The organism is Shimia sp. R9_2 (assembly GCF_017743735.1).
Taxonomy (GTDB): domain Bacteria; phylum Pseudomonadota; class Alphaproteobacteria; order Rhodobacterales; family Rhodobacteraceae; genus Shimia.
Window position 1 is genome coordinate 772,092 of record NZ_JAGHRO010000002.1, and the last position, 19,266, is coordinate 791,357.

Here is a 19,266-nt window from a genome sequence, read left to right on the forward strand (position 1 = left end):
ACCTGTGAGAGTGCCCGTGCAAATCCGCCATGAAAACCCCAGCGCCCAGCTCAGCTGGAAGGTGCACGCCCCGCTGTTTTTGGAAACGCCAGACGGCGACCAAATCCGCATTGAGGCGTGGTCGCTTGCTGGCTTTGACTGGCCCGAGGACGCAGGATCGTGCCCGCAATCCGGCACCCTCAGCGTGCCTTTTCAGGGGGTCGATGTCCGCTTTGACGTGCGCCTGACCGCACCGGATGCCGACGGCACAGTGGCCTTTGAAGGCCTCAGCGGGCGACAGCGCGAAACGCTGGCGCTGTTTTACCGCTCCATCCTGTCCGGTCGCATGGCCAGCAGCGAAGACGTGATCATGAGCCTTGATACGCCCGTTGATCTCGTGCCCATGGAAGAGACCGAAGAAGAGAAAACCACCAACCAGCAATCCAGGATGCCCGGCTCTGTGCGTGCGGTGATCCATGTGGTGATCTACCTGCTGCTTGCAGGCCTTATCGCCACCGTGCTTGGCTCTGCCCTCTTCAACGGCCTCACCCGCATCAACATCCAGCACGGCCGCGTCGTCGCGCCCATCGCCGAAGACCTCCCCGCCAGTGAAGGCTTTGTGAAATCCATCCACGTGGTCCCCGGCCAACGGGTTGAGGCAGGCGAGGTCATGGTGCGCCTGCGCGATCCGGCAGCGCAGGCAGAGCTGTCCCAGACCCGCGCCCGCCTGAGCCTTGCAGAGAAAGAGCTCGACCGCGTCATTGAAGCCCGCGCCATGCTGGAGGCCTTGGACGAAACACAGCCCCTTCAGGTGCGGGGCGCGCTCGCAGCTCAGATCTATGCACAGTTCATCGGAGATCGCGGTTTCGACGCCCTCTGGAAGCGTTGGCTCGATATTCAAACGCATGATCCCGAAGCGGCCACAGCCTTTGACCCTTTTGCCTTTGCGCTGGACAAACTCATAGAGCTGGAATTTGAACACAACGCCAAAGTGCGCCGCCTGCGCGCCACCCGCGACGCCAACAAATCGGCGATCTCCATGAGCCACGTGCGCGCGCCTTCAGATGGGGTGGTGCACGAGGTTCTGGTGCGCAAGGGGCAACCCTACCGCCACGACGATCTCGCGGTTGTCTTTGAGTCTGACACACCTCGCGTGGCCATGGGCTGGGTCTCTGAGCGGTATTCCGAGGCCATCTTCATCGGGATGGAGGCGCATATCGGCGTCAACAGCCTTGGCCAGAAAACCACCATCGCCGGCACTGTCACCGATGTGCGGGCGGGCGCCGATCCCCGCCGCCCCGGCGAATTTGGCATCATTGTCACCGTCACACCCCAAGACATCACTCCGGCTCAGACCAAATCCCTGCTACGTCGCGACGCGCCGGTCAATATCCAGACCCGCCGCGCGGTTGGCCAGCGCATGATTGCCCGCATTCAATCCCTGGTGAGCCGCGATGAGTGAGTTGTCCGAGTTCGCCTTTGACAAGGATCTGACCCTCAAGCTGCGCGATCTGCAGACCCCGATCAAACCCTATTGGGCGCGCTGGACATTGCCCAACGTGCTGGCGCTCATGGCGGTGATCGCAGCGCTGCTCTGGTTGCTGGTGAATGTCCCCAACCGCTTTGTCGATCCCAACGCTTTGCACATCACCGTGATCCTCGGCGCTTTGGGATTGTGGCGCTTTGGCTGGTGGTTCACCCATTCGGTGCGCGCCATGATCTATGCCCGCCTGAAGTGGCCCCAGATACGCGCCAGCGCCGATGCGCTCTGGCAGGAAGGCTGGCGCCCCAAGCGCCTGCACATCCAGATGACCACCTACTACGAGGAACCCTCGATCACCAAACGGGTGATCGGCTCCATTCTTGGCCAGATCAAACGCGAGCGCATTCCCACCACGCTCTATATCGGCACCGGCAGCGCCTATGATGAAAACATCATTCGCCAATTCGTGGACACCTATGCCCAGGACATTCCCGATGATCTGGCGGAACTGGTGTTTATCCGGCAAAACCAACCGGGCAAGCGCATGGCGATCGGGCTGATCCTGCGCGCCATTTCACGGGCCGGTGCGGACCCCGATGATATGGTCATCTTTATGGATGGGGACGCGCTTTACGGGCAGGATGTGCTCAAGAAAACCCTTTCAATGTTTGCCTATGATCCGGAGCTTCAGGCGCTTACCACCGATGAAGAGGTGATCTGCTACGGCCCTACATGGATCGCCAAATGGCTCGACATGCGTTTTGCCCAGCGCCGCCTCGCCATGCAGAGCCACGCCCTATCCAACCGTGTGCTCACCCTCACCGGCCGGATGAGCGTCTTTCGCGCGCGCCACATCGTCGATCCCAAGTTCATCCGCACCATTGAGGCCGACCACCTCAATCACTGGCTCTGGGGGCGCTTCCGCTTCCTGTCAGGGGATGACAAATCCACCTGGTACCGGCTGCTGAGCGTGGGTGCCAAGATGACCTATGTGCCGGACGCCACGGTCTACACCATCGAAGTCATCAAAGAAAACGGCCTGCTGAGGATGGTGCAAAACTTCCGCCGCTGGTCTGGCAATATGCTGCGCAACGGCAGCCGCGCCATAGCGCTTGGCCCGCGCCGGATGCCGTTCTTCATCTGGTGGTGTGTGGTCGATCAGCGCATCGCCATGTGGACCATGATGGTGAGCCCTTTCATGGCCGTGCTCGGCAGCATCGTGGCCCCCGGCTACATATGGAACTGCCTGATCTGGGTGATCTTCTCCCGCGTCGTGCTCTGCATGTTCCTGTTTGGCTACAGCCGCCGCGCCGACATGACCTGGCCGTTCATTCTCTACCTCAACCAGGTCATCAACGCGTCGGTCAAAATCTACATGATCTTCCATCTCTCCAAGCAGAAATGGTCCAACCGGGGCAATCAAAGCGCAGGCGATGGCGATGGTCTTCTGGAGCAGCTGCGCAACGGCTTTGCCAAGTTCCAGCTGGTCACAGCGGTCACAGGCTTCCTGACATTGCTGATGATATACGTCGGACTGATCGAGCTGCCGTTTTGAGGCGCGCCCTATCCTTTCGCGCAAACCCGCCTGACCAGCCCCTGCCCTAAGATAGGTACCACAACGTGGGTTGTGGCAACGCCGACCCCAATACAGCCCACGCGGCAAACCTGCATGTCCCCTCATGCAGGCTTTGTCGTTTTCAGGGGTATTTTTCATTTTTATCAAAAGGATAACCTCGTGACCCAAAGCCATCCCCACCTGATCTAACGCCAGCAAAACGACTGCGGGCTTCCTCCTAAGCTCAATTCAAACAGGAGGACGTATTTATGGAATTCCGCGATTTTTCAAACCAACCAGCTGAGCTTGTCACCCCCATCCCAAGCGAGAAGGCAAGCATCAGCATCGTAGGCCTCGGCTATGTCGGCGCGGTATCCACCGCCTGCCTCGCAGCACTTGGTCACCGTGTGATCGGCGTCGATCTTGATCTTGGCAAAGTGGCGCAAATCGGCCGTGGCAAAAGCCCGATCCATGAGGCGGATCTGAGCGAAACCCTCACACAGGGCGTCAAGGATGGGCTGATCTCTGCAACCGACGATCTCACCGCCGCTGTGCGCGAGACGGATGTGACCTTTGTCTCCGTTGGCACGCCAACCGCTGCCGATGGTGGCTGTGACGACACCTACATCCGGGCCGCCTCCCGCGCGATGGCCGAAGGGCTGCGCGACAAAGAAGGGTTTCACGTCTTCGCCATGCGCTGCTCGATCCCGCCGGGCACCACCATGTCTGTGATGACCCCCATTCTGGAAGAGGTCTCCGGCAAAGTAGCGGGCCGCGATTTCGGCATCTGCTTCAATCCGGAATTCCTGCGCGAAGGCGTGGCAATCTCTGATTTCCATCACCCGCCCAAAACCGTGATCGGCACCACCGATTTTGCCACCGCGGAAATCATGCGCCGGATCTATGCGCCGGTGGATGACAATCCGATCCTCACCACCATCGAAGTGGCGGAAACGATCAAATATGTCGATAACGTCTGGCACGCCACCAAGGTCTGCTTTGCCAATGAGGTCGGCCGTCTGTGCAAACCCCTTGGTGTCGACAGCCACGCCGTGATGGACATCTTCACTCAGGACCAGAAACTCAACCTGTCCTCCTACTACCTCAAACCCGGCTTTGCCTACGGCGGCTCCTGCCTGCCCAAAGAGGTGCGCGCGGTACAATATGTGGCACAAAAACACGGCGTGTCGCTGCCCATGATCGGCAATCTGGAAAGCTCCAACGCCGAACAGATCAACCGCGCAGTCGAAATGGCCTTGGCCACAGGTGCCCGGCGCGTCGGCGTCCTCGGTCTTGCGTTTAAGCCGGGCACCGACGATCTGCGCGAAAGCCCGATCCTTGAAGCCATGGCCACTTTGCAAGGCCAAGGCGTAGAGCTGCTGGCCCATGACGCCGCCGTCACCAAAGACACCCCGCTGGAAGGTCTCGCAAGCTACACCAAACATGGCAGCCAGGGTCTGGCGACCCTCTCGGCACAGCTCAAAGACATGCTGTGTGTCGACATCGACCACCTGATGCGTTCGGTGGATGCCGTGATCGTCTGCCACGCCAGCGACACCTATCGCGAGGCCGTCACCCGCCACCAGGATATCGAGGTGATCGACGTGGTGCGCCTCTTTGACACCGCTCCCCGCAACATCGCCGTAAACGGCATCGGCTGGTAAGCCCGCACGCCTCCGAGAAACAGGAAAGGAACGGCTATGCCTGATCCAACAGAAAACACACTCATCGGGACAATTCTGTCCGACGCCTTTGATGGCACACAAGCCAGCGACCTCATGGTCGGGCTGGACGGGGATGACACGCTCACCGGCTCTGCTGGAAACGATGTCATCCACGGCGATCACGCTCAGGAAAACCTGCTGTCTGGCACCTCTGGCGCCTCCGGCTTTCAGGATTATGCCAACAGCGGCAACTGGACCATCACCGACCTGGACGGTGGCCACCAATCCATGAGCCAAAGCCTCTCGCTGGCAGAAAACGGCGTCTATCGCCTGAGCTTCGATCTCGCGGCCAACTTCTCCGCCGGTCTGACCAACGCCTCAATCGAAGTGCTGGTCGACGGCGTGGTGGTCGGCGACTTCTCTTCAGAAAGCGGGGCCTTCTCCACTTTCGAGACCACCTTTACGGCGCAAAGCAATGCGCCTGAAATTACCATCCGCTCGGTTCAGGGCGAAGGCCAAGGCCCGGTCATCGACACCTCAGGCCCTGCTTTCCACTATGACAAAGAGATGGAGACCGGCGGGCAGACTGTGACAGTCGCGGCCTTTGCGGATGGCCAATCCAATCTCTATCAGGTGCTCAACGGCACGCTGCACGTCTTTGACGTGGAAACCCAAAGCTATGAGATCGCAGGCGCCGCAGGCACGGTCAATGTGAACTCCATGGGCTACAACGCCGAAGACGATCTGCTCTATGCGATTGCCGTCAGCAACGGTGTCGACAGCCTTGGCAATGCGGTTCAGCGCTCTGATCTGATCATGCTCGATGCCGAAGGCCACAGCTACCGGATCGGTGAAACACCTTACCGCTCCTGGACTGGGGATTTTGATGATCAAGGCAATCTCTGGTCTTTTGAATCCAGCATAGACCGCATCGCGGTAATCGACGTCGATACGTTTGATGAAAACGGCAATCCCGAGGTCACCGTGCACCACCTCCCCCGCTCTCTGGTGCAGCATCGCGTCTATGATGTGGCTTACGATGCCGGCAGCCAGAAATTCTACGGCGTTGCCCGCCCACCGGGGGAAGGTCACGACACCATCCTTCTGGTCGTGGACATCTCTTCAGGTGAGCCCACCTTCTCCACCGTTCCGGTCACATCAACCGTGGTGGATGGGCAGACCCTCGCTGGCGCACCCGCGATCACCTTTGGTGCTGCGATCGTGGATGCCGATGGCACGCTCTATGTGGGCGGCAACTCCGGTGATCACGATATGAACAACAGCACCCGCAGCTCAGGCGGCATCTATCAGGTCATCATCGATCCAGACACCGGCGAAGCAGCCCTGCATCTGATCACCAATGCGCCACGGTCTTACTCCAACGATGGTGCCGCTGACCCAACCGCAGAAAGCCCCTTTGCCGAGGTGGATCTCAGCTCCTCCGTGCTCCTGCGCGATCTGGAGCTTGTCGCCACCACCGAGGGCGCGTTGACCTATGATGACCATCTCTCCGGAAATGCGGGGCATGACACCATCAACGGCGGCATCGGCACCGACGCCCTTATCGGCGGCAGCGCCGGAGACGCGCTGCACGGTGACGACGGCAACGACTATCTGCACGGCGGGGCTGGCCCCAACTACGAAAGCAGCATCATATCCGACTACGACGGCGGGCTGCGCTATGACCAGTACGGCAACCTCTTACCGGAGGACGACGACCTGCTGTTAGGCGGTGCCGGAGACGACACATTGGAAGGCTCCGCAGGCCACGACACGCTGGATGGCGGCGCAAACAATGATGTCTTGAATGGCGGCTCCGGCTCAGACGCCCTCTATGGCGGCACCGGCGACGATCTGTTGTCGGGCGGCGGCCAAGACGACACGCTGGAGGGCGGCACCGGTGCTGATACCCTCGACGGCGGCTCAGGCGACGATGCGCTCTCAGGTGGCGCAGGCAGTGATCTGCTGCGCGGCGGGTCAGGCTACGATACCCTCGACGGCGGCGCAGACGCCGACACGCTCGAAGGCGGCAGCGGCCATGATGCGCTCTCAGGCGGCGCAGCCGATGACAGTCTTGTGGGCGGATCAGGCGATGACACGCTCAACGGCGAGGACGGAGCAGACTCGCTCCGGGGTGGGTCCGGCGACGACCAGCTTGATGGCGGCGCAGGCAATGACGATCTGCGCGGCGGTGTGAACGACGATGTGCTCACCGGCGGTTTGGGGCGCGACAGCCTGCGCGGCGACAGCGGCAACGACGTGCTCAGTGGCGGCGAAGATCGCGACTATCTCAGCGGCGCGTCAGGCAATGACACTCTGGACGGCGGCGCAGGCGGCGACCGGCTATACCTCGGGGCTGGCGCAGACCTCGCCTCCGGCGGCAGCGGCGCTGACCGTTTCATCTTCCGCAGCGATGATCTGGATGGCAGCACCGACCGCATTCTGGATTACGACACCGATGAGGGCGACCGTCTGGACTTCCGCCGCCTGGAGTTGGGCGCAAGTGACGCGGAACATCTGCAATGGTTTGCCACGCATGTCACAAGCTCTGGCGATGATCTGCAGATCTCCCTGTCAAACAGCACCACGCTGTTGCTGGACGGCACGGCCGCAGATCTCGGCGATCTCTATGACACCATCCTGTTCTGACAGGCTCTTAGAGGTGGGCTTGGGGGCGCAAGCCCCTACTCAAAGCCCGCCTCTTTCGCGATCAGCGCCGCCTGTGTGCGGTTCTTCGCATTCAGCTTTTTGCAAAGGGTACGCACATGCAGCTTGATCGTGACCTCCTGAAGATCCAGATCCCGCGCGATTTCCTTGTTGGAATGCCCTTTGCAAAGCCCGGTCAGCACTTCTTTTTCACGCTGACTGAACTGCTTGGCAAAAGCGGTTTCCTCGTCCGCTTCGCCCCCCGCCATCACGCTGGGCGGCACAAAGCTCTCTCCCGCGATCATGAAGCGCACGGCGTTCACCAACGATTTGGCACCCATGGTTTTGGGCAGAAATCCGATCGCACCCGCATCCAGAGCCTCTTGCGCCACCTTATTGGGAGCGGTGCCACTGACAATCGCAATGGGCTGTTCCGGGTATTTGGCCAAAGCGTCGGTCAATCCCTGAAGCCCGTTCATGCCGGGCATGCTGAAATCCAGCAAAACGAGATCAAAGGTCCCTTTCTGCTCCAGCGCCTTCATGGCTTCAAAGTAGTCAGACACCGCAACAACGGCCGCACGCCCCTCAGAGGTGAGGTAGGCAGAAATGGTTTCCCGAACCATTCCATGATCATCAGCAAGTAAAATTCGCATCGAAACCGGTCGCCCTATGTGATTGGCCTGACCCGAGCCTAACTCGCAAGCGGTGCCAGAACCAGAGAGCGCTCCCTTATCCTTATAGAATTCAAATGGCATAGTAATCTTACCTTTCCCCTAATGACCCAAGGTCAAAAACAACGCAAATTCGATAGGTTTGAGTAAACCCGCATAGATTGCGCCATGGCGAGGCACACTTCCGGTGCGCCCGCGCGGCGAAAGGTATGGGCGACTATACGAAAGGTTAGTCGCGTAACCCAATGCGCGTCCCCACCCAAAATCAAGCCGTGGCACAACACTTCTGCGATGTAAGAAATCCACAGGAGTCGGCCCCATGAATATGTTGAAATCCGTTTTGTTCTCTGCCGCCGCTGCAGCCTGCCTTGCCACTTCGGCGGCCAGCGAAACCATCCTTGCGGTTTACGGCGATGTTGCCACATCCTCTGATGGCGGTGCCTGGAGCTTCAGCGCCGAAGACCTGCGCACCCTGCCCAGTGAAAGCTTTCAGACCGAAACCATCTGGACCGAAGGCGAACAAACCTTTGTGGGCGTCCCCCTTCACAGCCTTCTGGAACATGTCGGTGCCAGCAACGGCAAATTGATTGCCATTGCTGCCAATGACTATGCTGTATCGATCCCGACAAGTGACGCGGTGCCCAATGGCCCCATCGTGGCCTATCTGCGCAACGGCGAAGAAATGTCTCTGCGCGACAAAGGGCCACTTTGGATCGTTTACCCATTCGCAGGCAACGCAGCGTATAAGTCTGAAGAATATTATTCTCGCAGCATATGGCAGCTCAGTCAGATTGAAGTGGTTGCCAATTAACCATCTGGGGTAGGCACGATACGCGATCGACACTCTTTGATGCTGGGGCGGTGGCCACTCATAGCGCTTGGCGCGCTTTTGATCGCAAGTCTGATTATCATCGGCTTGCTTGGCCGCTCTGTGACCACCGACCTGCGCGTGCTGTCCACCGCGCAGCACGATGACGTCAGCTGGCGTATGTCGCAGCTGGAGGTCGAACTCCTGCGATTGCAGAATGTCACGCTGGACGCATTGAACGACCCGCGGGCGGAGCTGAATGTCCTGCGTAAACGCTATGACATCTTCTACAGCCGCATCACCACCCTGCGGCAAAGCGCGCTGTATCAGTCCTTCAAAGACGAGCCCGAAATTGTCGGCCAGTTGAAGATGGCCACCGACTTTCTGGACAAGACCACCCCCGCCATCGACGCGGACAATGCGGCCTTACGCGCAGCACTTGATGGCATCTATCAGGACATCACCGCCTTGGCCCCAGCGGTGCGTAGTCTGGCGCACTCCGGCATCGCTAGCTTCACGGCGCAAGAAACCGCCCGTCGCGAAACCTTTTCTGACACCCTGCGCAGCCTTGCCATTGGCATCGTTGTCCTGATCACCGTGCTGTTTGGCGCACTTGCCACGCTGATCGGATTGCATCGGCAGGGCAAATCCATTTCCCTGATCAGCGACATCGCCCGCGCCCGCTTTGAGGCGGCCATTTCCTCTTCCCTTGATGCGGTCTTGGTTGTGGATGCCAAGGGTCACATCATCGAATTTAATGGCGCTGCACAGTCGGTCTTTGGCTATCAACGCGAAGAGGTTCTTGGGCAGGACATGGTCGACCTGATCGTGCCGCAACACCTGCGCGATGCCCACCGCGAAGGCATGGCCCGTTTCCTGCGCACAGGAGACCGCAAAGTCATCGACGCGGGCCGTGTTCGCCTGCAGGGCCTGCGCAAATCCGGCGAGGTCTTTCCGGTCGAGCTCTCCATTTCCCTGTCACAAGCGGCGGGGGAAACGGTGTTTGTCTCCTACCTGCGCGACATCACGGCGGAGCTTGAAGCCGAAGAAGCGCTCAAGGATGCGCTGGAGAAAGCCCAGCTTGGCGAGAAGGCCAAATCAAACCTGCTCACCGTGATGAGCCACGAAATGCGCACCCCGCTCAATGGCATCCTCGGCTCGCTTGACCTGATTGACCAAACGTCGCTCAGCGACCGCCAGAAACAGCATCTCAACGCCATCGCCGTCTCCGGCGATCTGCTGCTGTCACATGTCAACGACGTGCTCGACTTCTCCAAGCTAACCTCAGACGCGGATTTCGACGAAAGCGCCACCTTTGATCTGAGCGCCCTGATCACCGAAGTCACAGACAGTCTTCAACCGGGTGCAAAGGCGCAGAACAACACGCTTTCGGTCTCGTTCCAGTCCGAGGACCTTGGCTATGTGCGCGGCGCTCCGCGCTCACTTCAGCGCTGTCTGGTCAATCTGATCGGCAATGCCAATAAGTTCACCCAAAATGGCGTCGTCAACGTTGAGGTCGAACGGCTCTCAGGCGGCGACGTCGAAATCCGTGTTGCCGACACAGGCGTGGGCATCGCCCCTGAAAACCTCGAACGGATTTTTGAAGAGTTTGTCACCATCGACACCGCTTTTGCCCGCACCAACTCCGGCACCGGCCTGGGATTGGCGATCACAAAACGTCTGATCACCCAGATGGGCGGGGACATCGACGCGGACAGCCTCTTGGGCGAAGGCAGCCTCTTTGTCCTGCGCCTGCCGCTTCCCGTTGCCGATGCACAAACCGCACCGCAAAGCGCCTCCGCCCCTTCAATGCTCACAAGCCTACCGCGCGCCATTCACGCTCTGGTCTGTGACGACAACCAGATCAACCGCAACATCTTGTCCGCAATCCTTGAAGAGCTTGGGGCCACCGTCACCTCTGTCTCCAACGGGTTTGATGCCATAGCCGAGGTCGAGGCGCGGGAGTTTGACGTTCTGATGCTCGACATCAGCATGCCGGAAATCGACGGCATCGAGACCCTGCGCAGAATTCGCGAAAATTCAGAGGACGGACTGCCGCTCCCGGCAATCGCCGTGACCGCACACGCGGCACCCGCGGATCACAAAAAGATCCTCGCCGCCGGTTTTCACAACCTGCTGGTCAAGCCCGTCTCCCGCGCCGCAGTGCATCAATGCCTCGCGGGCGTCTTTGACATGCGGCTGACCGATCAGCCCACCGACGCGCCTGCTGAGCCGGAAAACGAATATCTCGCCCGCTTTGGCCCCGAACGCTTTGCCAAGGCGCTTGCGGAAATGAACGCAGATCTGTCGCAACTCATAGCAACCCTCGAACATAAATCGCACCTGACCGAAGCGGACCGCGACGCCGCGCATAAGCTCTCTGGTTCCGCCGCTGTGTTGGGACAAACCGACATGTGGGACACGCTGCAAACCCTGCAGCATTGCCCAGATACGGACTGGCAAGCAGACAAACCGCTTCTGCTCGCCACGCTCAATGCACTGCTCGGAACATAAGCCCCATTCTCAATGACCCTTTCACCAATGCCAATAGGGCAGCCAACCTCACTCTTGGCGCCTCCATTCAAAAAGTGTGACATATTCAACACTATCCGAAAGTTGTATACACCTCCCCCAAAGGTAGATCGTCGCGATAGATGCATGTATCGTACATCATCTACCCAAATAAATCGCGAAACGGCCGAAAGACTAAACCTCCCAAGAACACTCGCGCACTACGAGAGCGACTATGACTAGATACTTTGCGATCCTTGTATTCGCGCTGCCGGTGATGTTTGGCATGGCAGAACGTACGAAAGCTCAGCATTCTGAAGCGTCTTTGGTTGTGGGCTGGACTGAAATTGCCCCCCTCTTTCGCGTTGAGCCGGATGGCAGCGCAGGCGGCTTCGGCGCCGAAGTCATCCGAGAGGTGGCAGCACGTGCCGGCTTCAAGATCGCGTTTCGAAAATTCTCCCGCGCAGAAGATCTCATCCGGGCGCAAGTTCTGGGCGATATCGACTTGATGCCGGCCATTGCCGCGCTGCCGGTGCTGGCTGAGAACAACATCTTTTCAGACCCAATAGCCCAAACCCATATGCGGATATTTATCCGCACCGAAGACGCGGAAACCCTCAACCCGGCCACGATGTCTGATGCTAAGATCGCTGTTCCTGGTGTCTCGGTTGGCACCGAAGGCACCTCCTTTATTGCGCGCAACATCCCCGTAGAAATTCCGGTCTCGACCAATTCCATCATGGAACTGCTACGCGGTACGGTCGATGCGTTGATTGCCAGTGACAACGTCACGCTCGCAGACGCCCATGCGCTCCGTCTTGATCACCGCATCCTTGCGGTTGGCCCGCCGCTGCGGAATTTTGACCGTGTCATCACCCTGCGCCGCGAGTTCTCAGACCTCATGCCCGCCATCAACCAGGCAATCGCCGAATTGGAGGCGGATGGCACCCTTGAGGAGCTGCGCAACATAAACCGGGTCTCTGTTGCGCCTCTAGAGCCTGACGTGCTGAAAGTGGGTGTGTTTCACGCCCCACCCTACTCCATGATCAATCCGGATGGCACCTTTTCCGGGTTTTCCGTCGACACCATCCGCCACCTTACAAAATCCGCTGGGATCGCCATCGAGTTTGTTGAAATTGACGAGGAGGGCCTCGCCCTTGGTCCAGCGCCGGATCGCTATGACCTTCTGCCTCAAGCAGCGATCAACGAAGAAGCCCGCCTGCGTATGGACTTCACCGCGCCGATTGATCGGGCCTCCTTTGCGGTTTTCACGCGCGTTGGCGAAGGTCGCCAAATTTCCGACCTCTATTCCCTGGTGGGCTCGCGGCTTGGCGTCGAAGCCGTTGGCGTTGCCCGACAACTGGCGGAAAATCATGAAGGTCTGGAACTGCGCATCTTTGACGGACCCGACGCTTTGCTAAATGGCCTTCTGGCTGGACAGGTCGATGCAATCCTGTACCCAAGGCACGCCATCACCGTGGCCGCAGCCGGCCTCGGCGTTCAGGATCAGATCCGCGAAATCGAAACCCCGATCCACAGCGTCGACCGCGCCATTGCCCTGCGTTTTGGTCTGGGACAAACCCGGGAACGCCTTAACGCGGTTATTCCCGGCTATCTCGCCTCCTCCATGGACACTCAAATCCGCGAAGAATATTTCGGCACGCCTGTGTTCTGGACAGACAGCCGCATCACATTTGTCCGAAACGCGCTGCTCATTGGTGCCGCCTCAATTCTGGTGCTCTTTATTGCCTGGGCGCGCTGGCGCCAAAAACGCACCACGCAGGCCCGCCGCAAATTCGCCTCAACGCTGGTGGATCAAATACAGCTCGGCATCGTTTTGGTATCCCCACAGGGTGCGATCGAATTTGCCAATCAATTTGCCAAAGACCGCGCGCCAAACGGACATGCCCTGCTTAAGCGTGGCAACAACTTCCAGAAAGTTGTTGAAACGTTGATTGATAACGGAACCGTACCGCTGAAAGGCAGGACAAAAACGGAATTTCTGGGGCATCTATCCAACGACGGCCTGCAACTGAACAGCACCAATGAGTTCAAATTCTCCGACGGGAAAACCTATGTGCGCACAACACTGCCTCTTGGCGCTGACGGGACATTGCTCACTTACGCGGATGTCTCAGAGGACCGCCGCCAGCTGACCGAAATCCGCAATCTCAATGCCAAACTGCTTCAGCAGGTGAGCCTGGCAAGCGCAGCCAACGCAGAGCTGCGCGCTTTTGCCTATGCCACCTCCCACGATCTGAAGGCGCCCACCAACACCACCTCGCTGCTCATATCTGAACTGGGTGAGGCCCTCGCGCCGCATATGTCGGAAGATGATGCGGAGATGTTTGACGACCTGACCGCCACCAACCAACGCATGGCGCAGCTCATTGACGATGTGCTGGAATACACAAATGCGATCGGCAGCGAAATGAAGCGCTCCGAGGTGGATATGGATGTGGTTTTGAGCGAGGTTCTGGATGACCTCAAAGCCGACATCATGGAAAGCGGAGCGGAAATCGAGAGCGCTGCGCTGCCCAAGCTTCATGCCCATCCGGCACAAATGCGGCAGCTTTTGCAAAACCTCATCAGCAACGCGATCAAGTTCCGCGCCGCCGACCGCACCCCAAAAATCTCAATCACCTCAGAGACATCTAAACGCGGCGAAGTGGCTTTCACAGTCACAGACAACGGTATTGGCATGCGAAGTGAGCTTCAGGGGCGGATATTTACGCCTTTTACACGACTTAATGCGCAAGAAGACTATGCTGGCTCTGGACTTGGCCTTGCGATATGTCAACGCATAGCGATGAACCATGGCGGCAAAATTGAGGTGACGTCCGAATTTGGAGAGGGCAGCCAGTTCCGGGTGCGCATTAAGGAAAGCTAAGATGATCAACAATCTGATGATGATCGACGACAGCAAAGTCGAACAAAAAATTTATCAGAAAATTGTGGAGCGCTCGCAGATCGTCGGCTCGCTGGAACAGTTTTATGAACCAGAAACCGCATTGGAATTCCTGCGCTCCAAAAATGGCATCACAACAGACGCCATTTTGCTCGACATCAATATGCCCCGCATGAACGGCTTTGAATTCCTCGAAGCCGCCAGCCAAGAATTCGGCGATGATTTTGCCCGCGCCACTGTGATCATGCTCACCACCTCCATTTCTGAGGCCGATATGGAGCGCGCAAAATCTTTCCCGGTCGTCCGCGGCTATATCAACAAGCCGCTCAAAAGCGATCATCTCACCATGATCGACAATATGCTCAACGAGCCTGAAAGCTGACGCGGGGCAGCTCGCCCTTCAGCCCCCCACGCTGACACGCCAAACGCAAAACGGCTCAGGAAACCCGAGCCGTCTTTTGTGTCCTATCGAATGTAGAACGCCAGTGCGCGCGCCTCAGCTCCGCGTGATTGCGGCACCCAGCCCACTCATCAGCGGCTCAAAGATCGGGAACGAGGTGGCAATCGGGCTGCCATCATCCACGCTCACTGGCTTCTGTGTGGCCATGCCCATCACCATAAAGCTCATGGCAATGCGGTGATCCAGAAAGCTCTCACAGGTCGCGCCACCCGGCACATTGCCGTGGCCACGCCCTTTGACAATCCACCAGTCATCGCCTTCTTCCACCTCAACGCCATTGGCGCGCAGCCCTTTGGCCATGGCGTCAATCCGATCACTTTCTTTGACGCGCAGTTCCTTCACGCCTTTCATAACCGTGTCGCCTTCGGCAAAGGCCGCCACCACCGACAGCACAGGGTATTCATCAATCATGCTGGCGGCGCGCAGGGGGTCAATCTCGGCGCCCTTCAAGTCAGGTGAGAACCGCGCGCGCAGATCCGCCACAGGCTCGCCGCCCTCTTCACGCTCATTTTCAAAGGTCAGATCCGCGCCCATGGATTGCAGCGCATAAAACAGGCCCGCACGGGTCGGGTTCAGGCCGATATTGGGCACCAGCACATCAGAGCCCGGCGTGATGATCGCGGCACAGACGGGAAACGCCGCCGAGCTTGGATCACGGGGCACCACAATGGTCTGCGGCTTCAGCTCCGGCTGACCGGTCAGGGTAATCACGCGGCCCTCATCGGTTTCCTCAACCGTAATCTCCGCGCCAAAGCCTGCCAGCATCCGCTCGGTGTGATCCCGTGTGGCTTCTTTCTCGATCACCACAGTTTGCCCGGGCGCGTTCAACCCCGCCAAAAGCACCGCAGATTTCACCTGCGCTGAGGGCATCGGCACCTCATAGCGCACCGGCACCGGATCATGCGCGCCCACAATGGTCATGGGCAGACGCCCGCCGGAGCGGCCCACTGAGGTGGCGCCAAACAGCGCAATCGGATCGGTCACTCGCGCCATGGGGCGGCCATTGAGGCTCGCATCTCCGGTAAAGGTCACCGTGATGTCGCTGGTGGCCATCGCCCCCATGATCAAGCGCACGCCGGTGCCGGAGTTACCACAGTCAATCACCGTGTCCGGCTCGCCAAAACCGCCAACACCCACCCCATGCACAGACCAGTTGCCCTCGCCGTGGTTGATCACCTCTGCGCCAAAGGCCTGCATGGCTTTGCCGGTGTCCAGCACGTCTTCGCCTTCCAGCAGACCGCTGATTTTGGTCTCCCCCACCGCCATCGCGCCAAGGATCAGACTGCGGTGGCTGATGGATTTATCACCGGGCACATGCGCCTCACCAGAAAGCGGGCCGCAGGGGGAAGAAGTCATCGGGATCGGGGTGCCATGGCCGGACATATGCGCGTCATCCTTTGTTCAGTTGCCAAAGCTGTTAGCGCAACAAAGCCCCCCCGTAAATGCGTGGGGCTTTCTCATTCAAAAAATATCCCGGGGGTGAAGCCGCAGGCTGAGGGGGCTGGCCCCCTCACAACTTCCTGAAAGTCAGATAATGCGGCTTGCGACCTTCGCGAAACGCCTTCTGCTCATAACGCGTGGAAATCCAATCTTCCCACGGCTCCCGCCAATCTGCGGGCTTTTCCGCCAGCCATTCAAAGCCATGGCGCGGCACCTGCTCCAGCGTCTGGCGCACGTAGTCCTCAATGTCGGTGGCCACGCGGAAAATCGCGCCGGGCTTGAGCTTGCGTGACAGCGGCTCCAGATGGTCAGGTGTGACAAAGCGGCGGCGGTGGTGACGCTTCTTTGGCCATGGATCAGGATAGAGCAGAAAGGCGCGGCTGAGGCTCTGGTCGGGCAGCACATCAAACATGTCACGCGCATCCCCGGGATGCACCTTGATGTTGTCTGCACCCGCCTGCCGGATCTTGCCCAGCAACATGGCCACCCCGTTGATGTAAGGCTCACAGCCGATGATGCCCACATCGGGGTTCTGCACCGCCTGATGCACCATATGCTCGCCGCCGCCAAAGCCGACCTCAAGCCAGACGTCCTTATCGCCAAACAGCGCCTTCAGATCGATATGCGCGCGCTCCGGGTTCTCTTCCCAGCTCACCTTGCCCGGTGACAGCGCCGCCAGATCCTCATCCAGATAGGCTTCCTGACTGGGGCGCAGCCCCTTGCCTTTGAAGCGGCCATAGAAGTTGCGCCAGGGCGCGCCTGAGGGATGGTTGGTGGGTTTGGTGTCGTCAGACATGGCAGCGTGATCCTCGATCTTTGCGCGCAGCCTTTGCCCAAAGCCGCGCCAAAGGTCAAGTTTTGCCGAAGATCAGGCGCAAAAGGCACACCCCGGGTATGGTCACCACAAACATCGTGATGCCGTAAACCGCCGAGGGCACCGCATATTCCGGGATGCCTGCCACCGCGCCCACCATACCAGCCACGGTGATGCCAAGTGTCGCGTTTTGCACCGCCATCTCCACCGAGATACAGAGGCCGTCCGCACCGGACAGGCCAACCACCCGTGCCACGACCACGCCCAACAGCAACAGCACCGCATTCAGCCCGATCAGGACCGGCGCGAGCGTGCCCAGATTGGCGGCAAACATCGCCCAATTGTCCGCCAGCGCCGCCGCCACCATGATCACAAACAGCACCAGCGCCACCAAAGAAACCTTGCCCTCGTGACGGTCAGCAAAAGCAGGCGCGACAAAGCGCAACAACACACCAATCATCACCGGCACCGCCGTGATGACAAACATGCTCATGCCAATCGCCGTGACATTGAGGTCAGGCGCTGCGCTGCCAAGGAAGTAGTCGGTGGACCAGCCCACCAGCGCGGGCACCGTCAGCACTGACAACAAGCTAACCACCGCTGTGAGCGTGATCGACAGGGCCACCGTCCCGCCCGCGAGCTTGGTGAGAATACTGGAGGTCACGCCCCCGGGGCAGAACGAGAGGATCATCACCCCCAGCGCCAGACCGGGCGGCAGGCTGGTGAGGCTGACCAGCACAAAGGCCACCACCGGCAGGGCCACCACCTGCATCAGAATGCCCGTCAGAACCGCGCGCGGTAGGCTGAAGACCCGGCCAAAATCCGCAAAAGTCAGCCCAAAGCCTAGCGAAAACATGATAATGGCCAGCGCCAGCGGCAGTGCCACTTCCAACAGCATCCCTTTGTCCTCCCTCGTTTCTGCAAAACTCGCACAAAAACGCGGCAAAACCAATGCGCTCCTTAGCAGAGCTGATGCACAGGCCCCTGCCTGACCTTATGCGCAACAAAAAAAGCCCGCCGAAATCACCGGCGGGCCTTTCAAATTTCAGATCAAAGCAGTGCTCAGATCGCTTTTTTCAGATCGTCCACCAGATCTGTGCGCTCCCAGCTGAAGCCACCATCCGCATCCGGTGTGCGGCCAAAGTGGCCATAGGCTGCGGTGCGCTGATAGATCGGCTTGTTGAGCTGCAGCTTCTCTCGAATGCCGCGCGGGGTCAGGCTCATCACGTTGCGGATCGCTTTTTCGATCTCCGCCGGGGCGACCTCACCGGTGCCGAAGGTGTCAGCATAGACCGACAGCGGCTCAGACACACCAATCGCATAAGACAGCTGGATGGTGCAGCGCTCCGCCATGCCCGCGGCCACCACGTTTTTCGCCAGATAGCGCGCCGCATAGGCGGCCGAGCGGTCCACTTTCGTTGGGTCTTTCCCAGAGAAAGCACCGCCGCCGTGCGGAGCTGCACCGCCATAGGTGTCCACGATGATCTTGCGGCCTGTCAGACCTGCGTCGCCATCCGGGCCACCGATCACAAACTTACCGGTCGGATTCACGTGCCACGCGGTGGCATCCGTAATCCAGCCCTCAGGCAGGGTTTCGCGAATGTAAGGTTCGACCACGGCGCGCACATCCGCGCTGGTCATGCTCTCATCCAGATGCTGGGTTGAGAGCACGATGGAGCTCACACCCACCGGCTTGCCGCCTTCATAGACAACAGAAAGCTGAGACTTCGCATCCGGGCCCAAAGTTGGCTCCTGGCCAGACTTCCGCACCTCCGCCAGACGGCGCAGGATCGCGTGGGAATACTGAATGGGGGCGGGCATCAGCGCTTCGGTTTCCGTGGTGGCATAACCAAACATGATGCCCTGATCCCCGGCACCTTCGTCTTTGTCCGCAGCCGCATCCACGCCCTGCGCGATATGGGCGGATTGCTCATGCAGCAGGTTGGTGATTTCCACCGTCTCATGGTGGAATTTCTCCTGCTCATAGCCGATGTCCTTGATACAGGCGCGCGCGATCTCATCGATCTTGCCCATATAGTCGTGCAGCTTGTCCTGATCTGACAGGCCCACCTCCCCGCCGATCACCACGCGGTTGGTGGTGGCAAAGGTCTCTGCGGCCACTCGGGCCTCCGGTTCTTCCGCCAAAAAGGCGTCAAGTACGGCGTCCGAGATACGGTCACAGACCTTGTCTGGGTGCCCTTCCGAAACACTTTCGGAAGTAAACGTGTAGTTCTGTCGTGTCATGAAGTGCTCCATTAGAAAGTCGATCGTCACGTCAGGAAGCCGTTGTGACGACAAAGTGAGTTCCGCCCTACCCGAGCAAAAAT

Annotated in this window: 13 protein-coding genes and 1 riboswitch; of the genes, 8 read left to right on the forward strand and 5 right to left on the reverse strand. The window is 59.2% G+C overall.

Annotated elements, in window-relative coordinates; all coding sequences use genetic code 11:
* The first annotated feature begins 16 nt into the window (after positions 1 to 16).
* The 4 genes from J7400_RS08285 (at position 17) to J7400_RS08300 (ending at position 7,330) form a co-directional block, all read left to right on the forward strand.
* Complete coding sequence (locus J7400_RS08285; RefSeq protein ID WP_209061814.1) at positions 17 to 1,441, forward strand: HlyD family efflux transporter periplasmic adaptor subunit; 1,425 nt, start codon at positions 17 to 19, stop codon at positions 1,439 to 1,441.
* Positions 1,434 to 3,017: a glycosyltransferase gene (locus J7400_RS08290; protein WP_209061816.1), complete on the forward strand. Its 1,584-nt coding sequence runs from the start codon at positions 1,434 to 1,436 to the stop codon at positions 3,015 to 3,017. The genes J7400_RS08285 and J7400_RS08290 overlap by 8 nt, the downstream gene beginning before the upstream one ends.
* A 269-nt stretch (positions 3,018 to 3,286) precedes the next feature.
* Complete coding sequence (locus tag J7400_RS08295) at positions 3,287 to 4,681, forward strand: nucleotide sugar dehydrogenase (RefSeq protein ID WP_209061818.1); 1,395 nt, start codon at positions 3,287 to 3,289, stop codon at positions 4,679 to 4,681.
* A gap of 36 nt (positions 4,682 to 4,717) precedes the next feature.
* Positions 4,718 to 7,330 (forward strand): calcium-binding protein, encoded by a 2,613-nt coding sequence (locus tag J7400_RS08300; protein WP_209061820.1) that lies wholly within the window; start codon positions 4,718 to 4,720, stop codon positions 7,328 to 7,330.
* A 35-nt stretch (positions 7,331 to 7,365) separates the two neighbouring features.
* Here the strand turns inward: J7400_RS08300 and J7400_RS08305 are convergent, their stop codons facing one another.
* The gene (locus tag J7400_RS08305; protein WP_209061821.1) at positions 7,366 to 7,980 is read right to left on the reverse strand and encodes a response regulator transcription factor; all 615 of its coding nucleotides are present in this window, start codon (positions 7,978 to 7,980) and stop codon (positions 7,366 to 7,368) included.
* Between the two features lie 337 nt (positions 7,981 to 8,317).
* On the opposite strand from J7400_RS08305, the gene J7400_RS08310 reads away from it, so the two are divergent.
* From J7400_RS08310 to J7400_RS08325, 4 genes are all read left to right on the forward strand, one after another.
* Positions 8,318 to 8,809: a molybdopterin-dependent oxidoreductase gene (locus J7400_RS08310; RefSeq protein ID WP_348539427.1), complete on the forward strand. Its 492-nt coding sequence runs from the start codon at positions 8,318 to 8,320 to the stop codon at positions 8,807 to 8,809.
* A 78-nt stretch (positions 8,810 to 8,887) separates the two neighbouring features.
* A complete protein-coding gene (locus J7400_RS08315; protein WP_247738673.1) occupies positions 8,888 to 11,320 on the forward strand; it encodes a PAS domain-containing hybrid sensor histidine kinase/response regulator in 2,433 nt (810 codons plus the stop codon).
* Between the two features lie 232 nt (positions 11,321 to 11,552).
* Positions 11,553 to 14,207 (forward strand): transporter substrate-binding domain-containing protein, encoded by a 2,655-nt coding sequence (locus J7400_RS08320; protein ID WP_209061823.1) that lies wholly within the window; start codon positions 11,553 to 11,555, stop codon positions 14,205 to 14,207.
* 1 nt (position 14,208) lies between these two features.
* Positions 14,209 to 14,607 carry a response regulator gene (locus J7400_RS08325; protein ID WP_209061825.1) on the forward strand — a complete coding sequence of 133 codons (399 nt, stop codon included), beginning with the start codon at positions 14,209 to 14,211 and terminating at the stop codon, positions 14,605 to 14,607.
* A 114-nt stretch (positions 14,608 to 14,721) separates the two neighbouring features.
* Here the strand turns inward: J7400_RS08325 and aroA are convergent, their stop codons facing one another.
* The 4 genes from aroA to metK all read right to left on the reverse strand — a co-directional run bounded on the left by aroA (position 14,722) and on the right by metK (position 19,183).
* On the reverse strand, positions 14,722 to 16,068 hold the full coding sequence (aroA, locus tag J7400_RS08330; protein WP_209061827.1) for a 3-phosphoshikimate 1-carboxyvinyltransferase: 1,347 nt from the start codon (positions 16,066 to 16,068) through the stop codon (positions 14,722 to 14,724).
* 127 nt (positions 16,069 to 16,195) lie between these two features.
* A complete protein-coding gene (gene trmB, locus J7400_RS08335) occupies positions 16,196 to 16,921 on the reverse strand; it encodes a tRNA (guanosine(46)-N7)-methyltransferase TrmB (protein ID WP_209061829.1) in 726 nt (241 codons plus the stop codon).
* A 55-nt stretch (positions 16,922 to 16,976) separates the two neighbouring features.
* Positions 16,977 to 17,891 (reverse strand): bile acid:sodium symporter, encoded by a 915-nt coding sequence (locus J7400_RS08340; protein WP_348540143.1) that lies wholly within the window; start codon positions 17,889 to 17,891, stop codon positions 16,977 to 16,979.
* Between the two features lie 110 nt (positions 17,892 to 18,001).
* On the reverse strand, positions 18,002 to 19,183 hold the full coding sequence (gene metK / locus J7400_RS08345) for a methionine adenosyltransferase (protein ID WP_209061833.1): 1,182 nt from the start codon (positions 19,181 to 19,183) through the stop codon (positions 18,002 to 18,004).
* A gap of 4 nt (positions 19,184 to 19,187) precedes the next feature.
* Positions 19,188 to 19,237, reverse strand: a riboswitch (SAM-SAH riboswitch).
* Positions 19,238 to 19,266: the final 29 nt, after the last annotated feature.

Bases quoted from the DNA above. Each gene is read 5' to 3' on its own strand.
- trmB (WP_209061829.1), bottom strand. From the start codon at position 16,921: ATGTCTGACGACACCAAACCCACCAACCATCCCTCAGGCGCGCCCTGG.
- J7400_RS08290 (WP_209061816.1), top strand. From the start codon at position 1,434: ATGAGTGAGTTGTCCGAGTTCGCCTTTGACAAGGATCTGACCCTCAAG.
- metK (WP_209061833.1), bottom strand. From the start codon at position 19,183: ATGACACGACAGAACTACACGTTTACTTCCGAAAGTGTTTCGGAAGGG.
- J7400_RS08325 (WP_209061825.1), top strand. From the start codon at position 14,209: ATGATCAACAATCTGATGATGATCGACGACAGCAAAGTCGAACAAAAA.
- J7400_RS08305 (WP_209061821.1), bottom strand. From the start codon at position 7,980: ATGCGAATTTTACTTGCTGATGATCATGGAATGGTTCGGGAAACCATT.
- J7400_RS08310 (WP_348539427.1), top strand. From the start codon at position 8,318: ATGAATATGTTGAAATCCGTTTTGTTCTCTGCCGCCGCTGCAGCCTGC.
- J7400_RS08295 (WP_209061818.1), top strand. From the start codon at position 3,287: ATGGAATTCCGCGATTTTTCAAACCAACCAGCTGAGCTTGTCACCCCC.
- J7400_RS08320 (WP_209061823.1), top strand. From the start codon at position 11,553: ATGACTAGATACTTTGCGATCCTTGTATTCGCGCTGCCGGTGATGTTT.
- J7400_RS08300 (WP_209061820.1), top strand. From the start codon at position 4,718: ATGCCTGATCCAACAGAAAACACACTCATCGGGACAATTCTGTCCGAC.
- aroA (WP_209061827.1), bottom strand. From the start codon at position 16,068: ATGTCCGGCCATGGCACCCCGATCCCGATGACTTCTTCCCCCTGCGGC.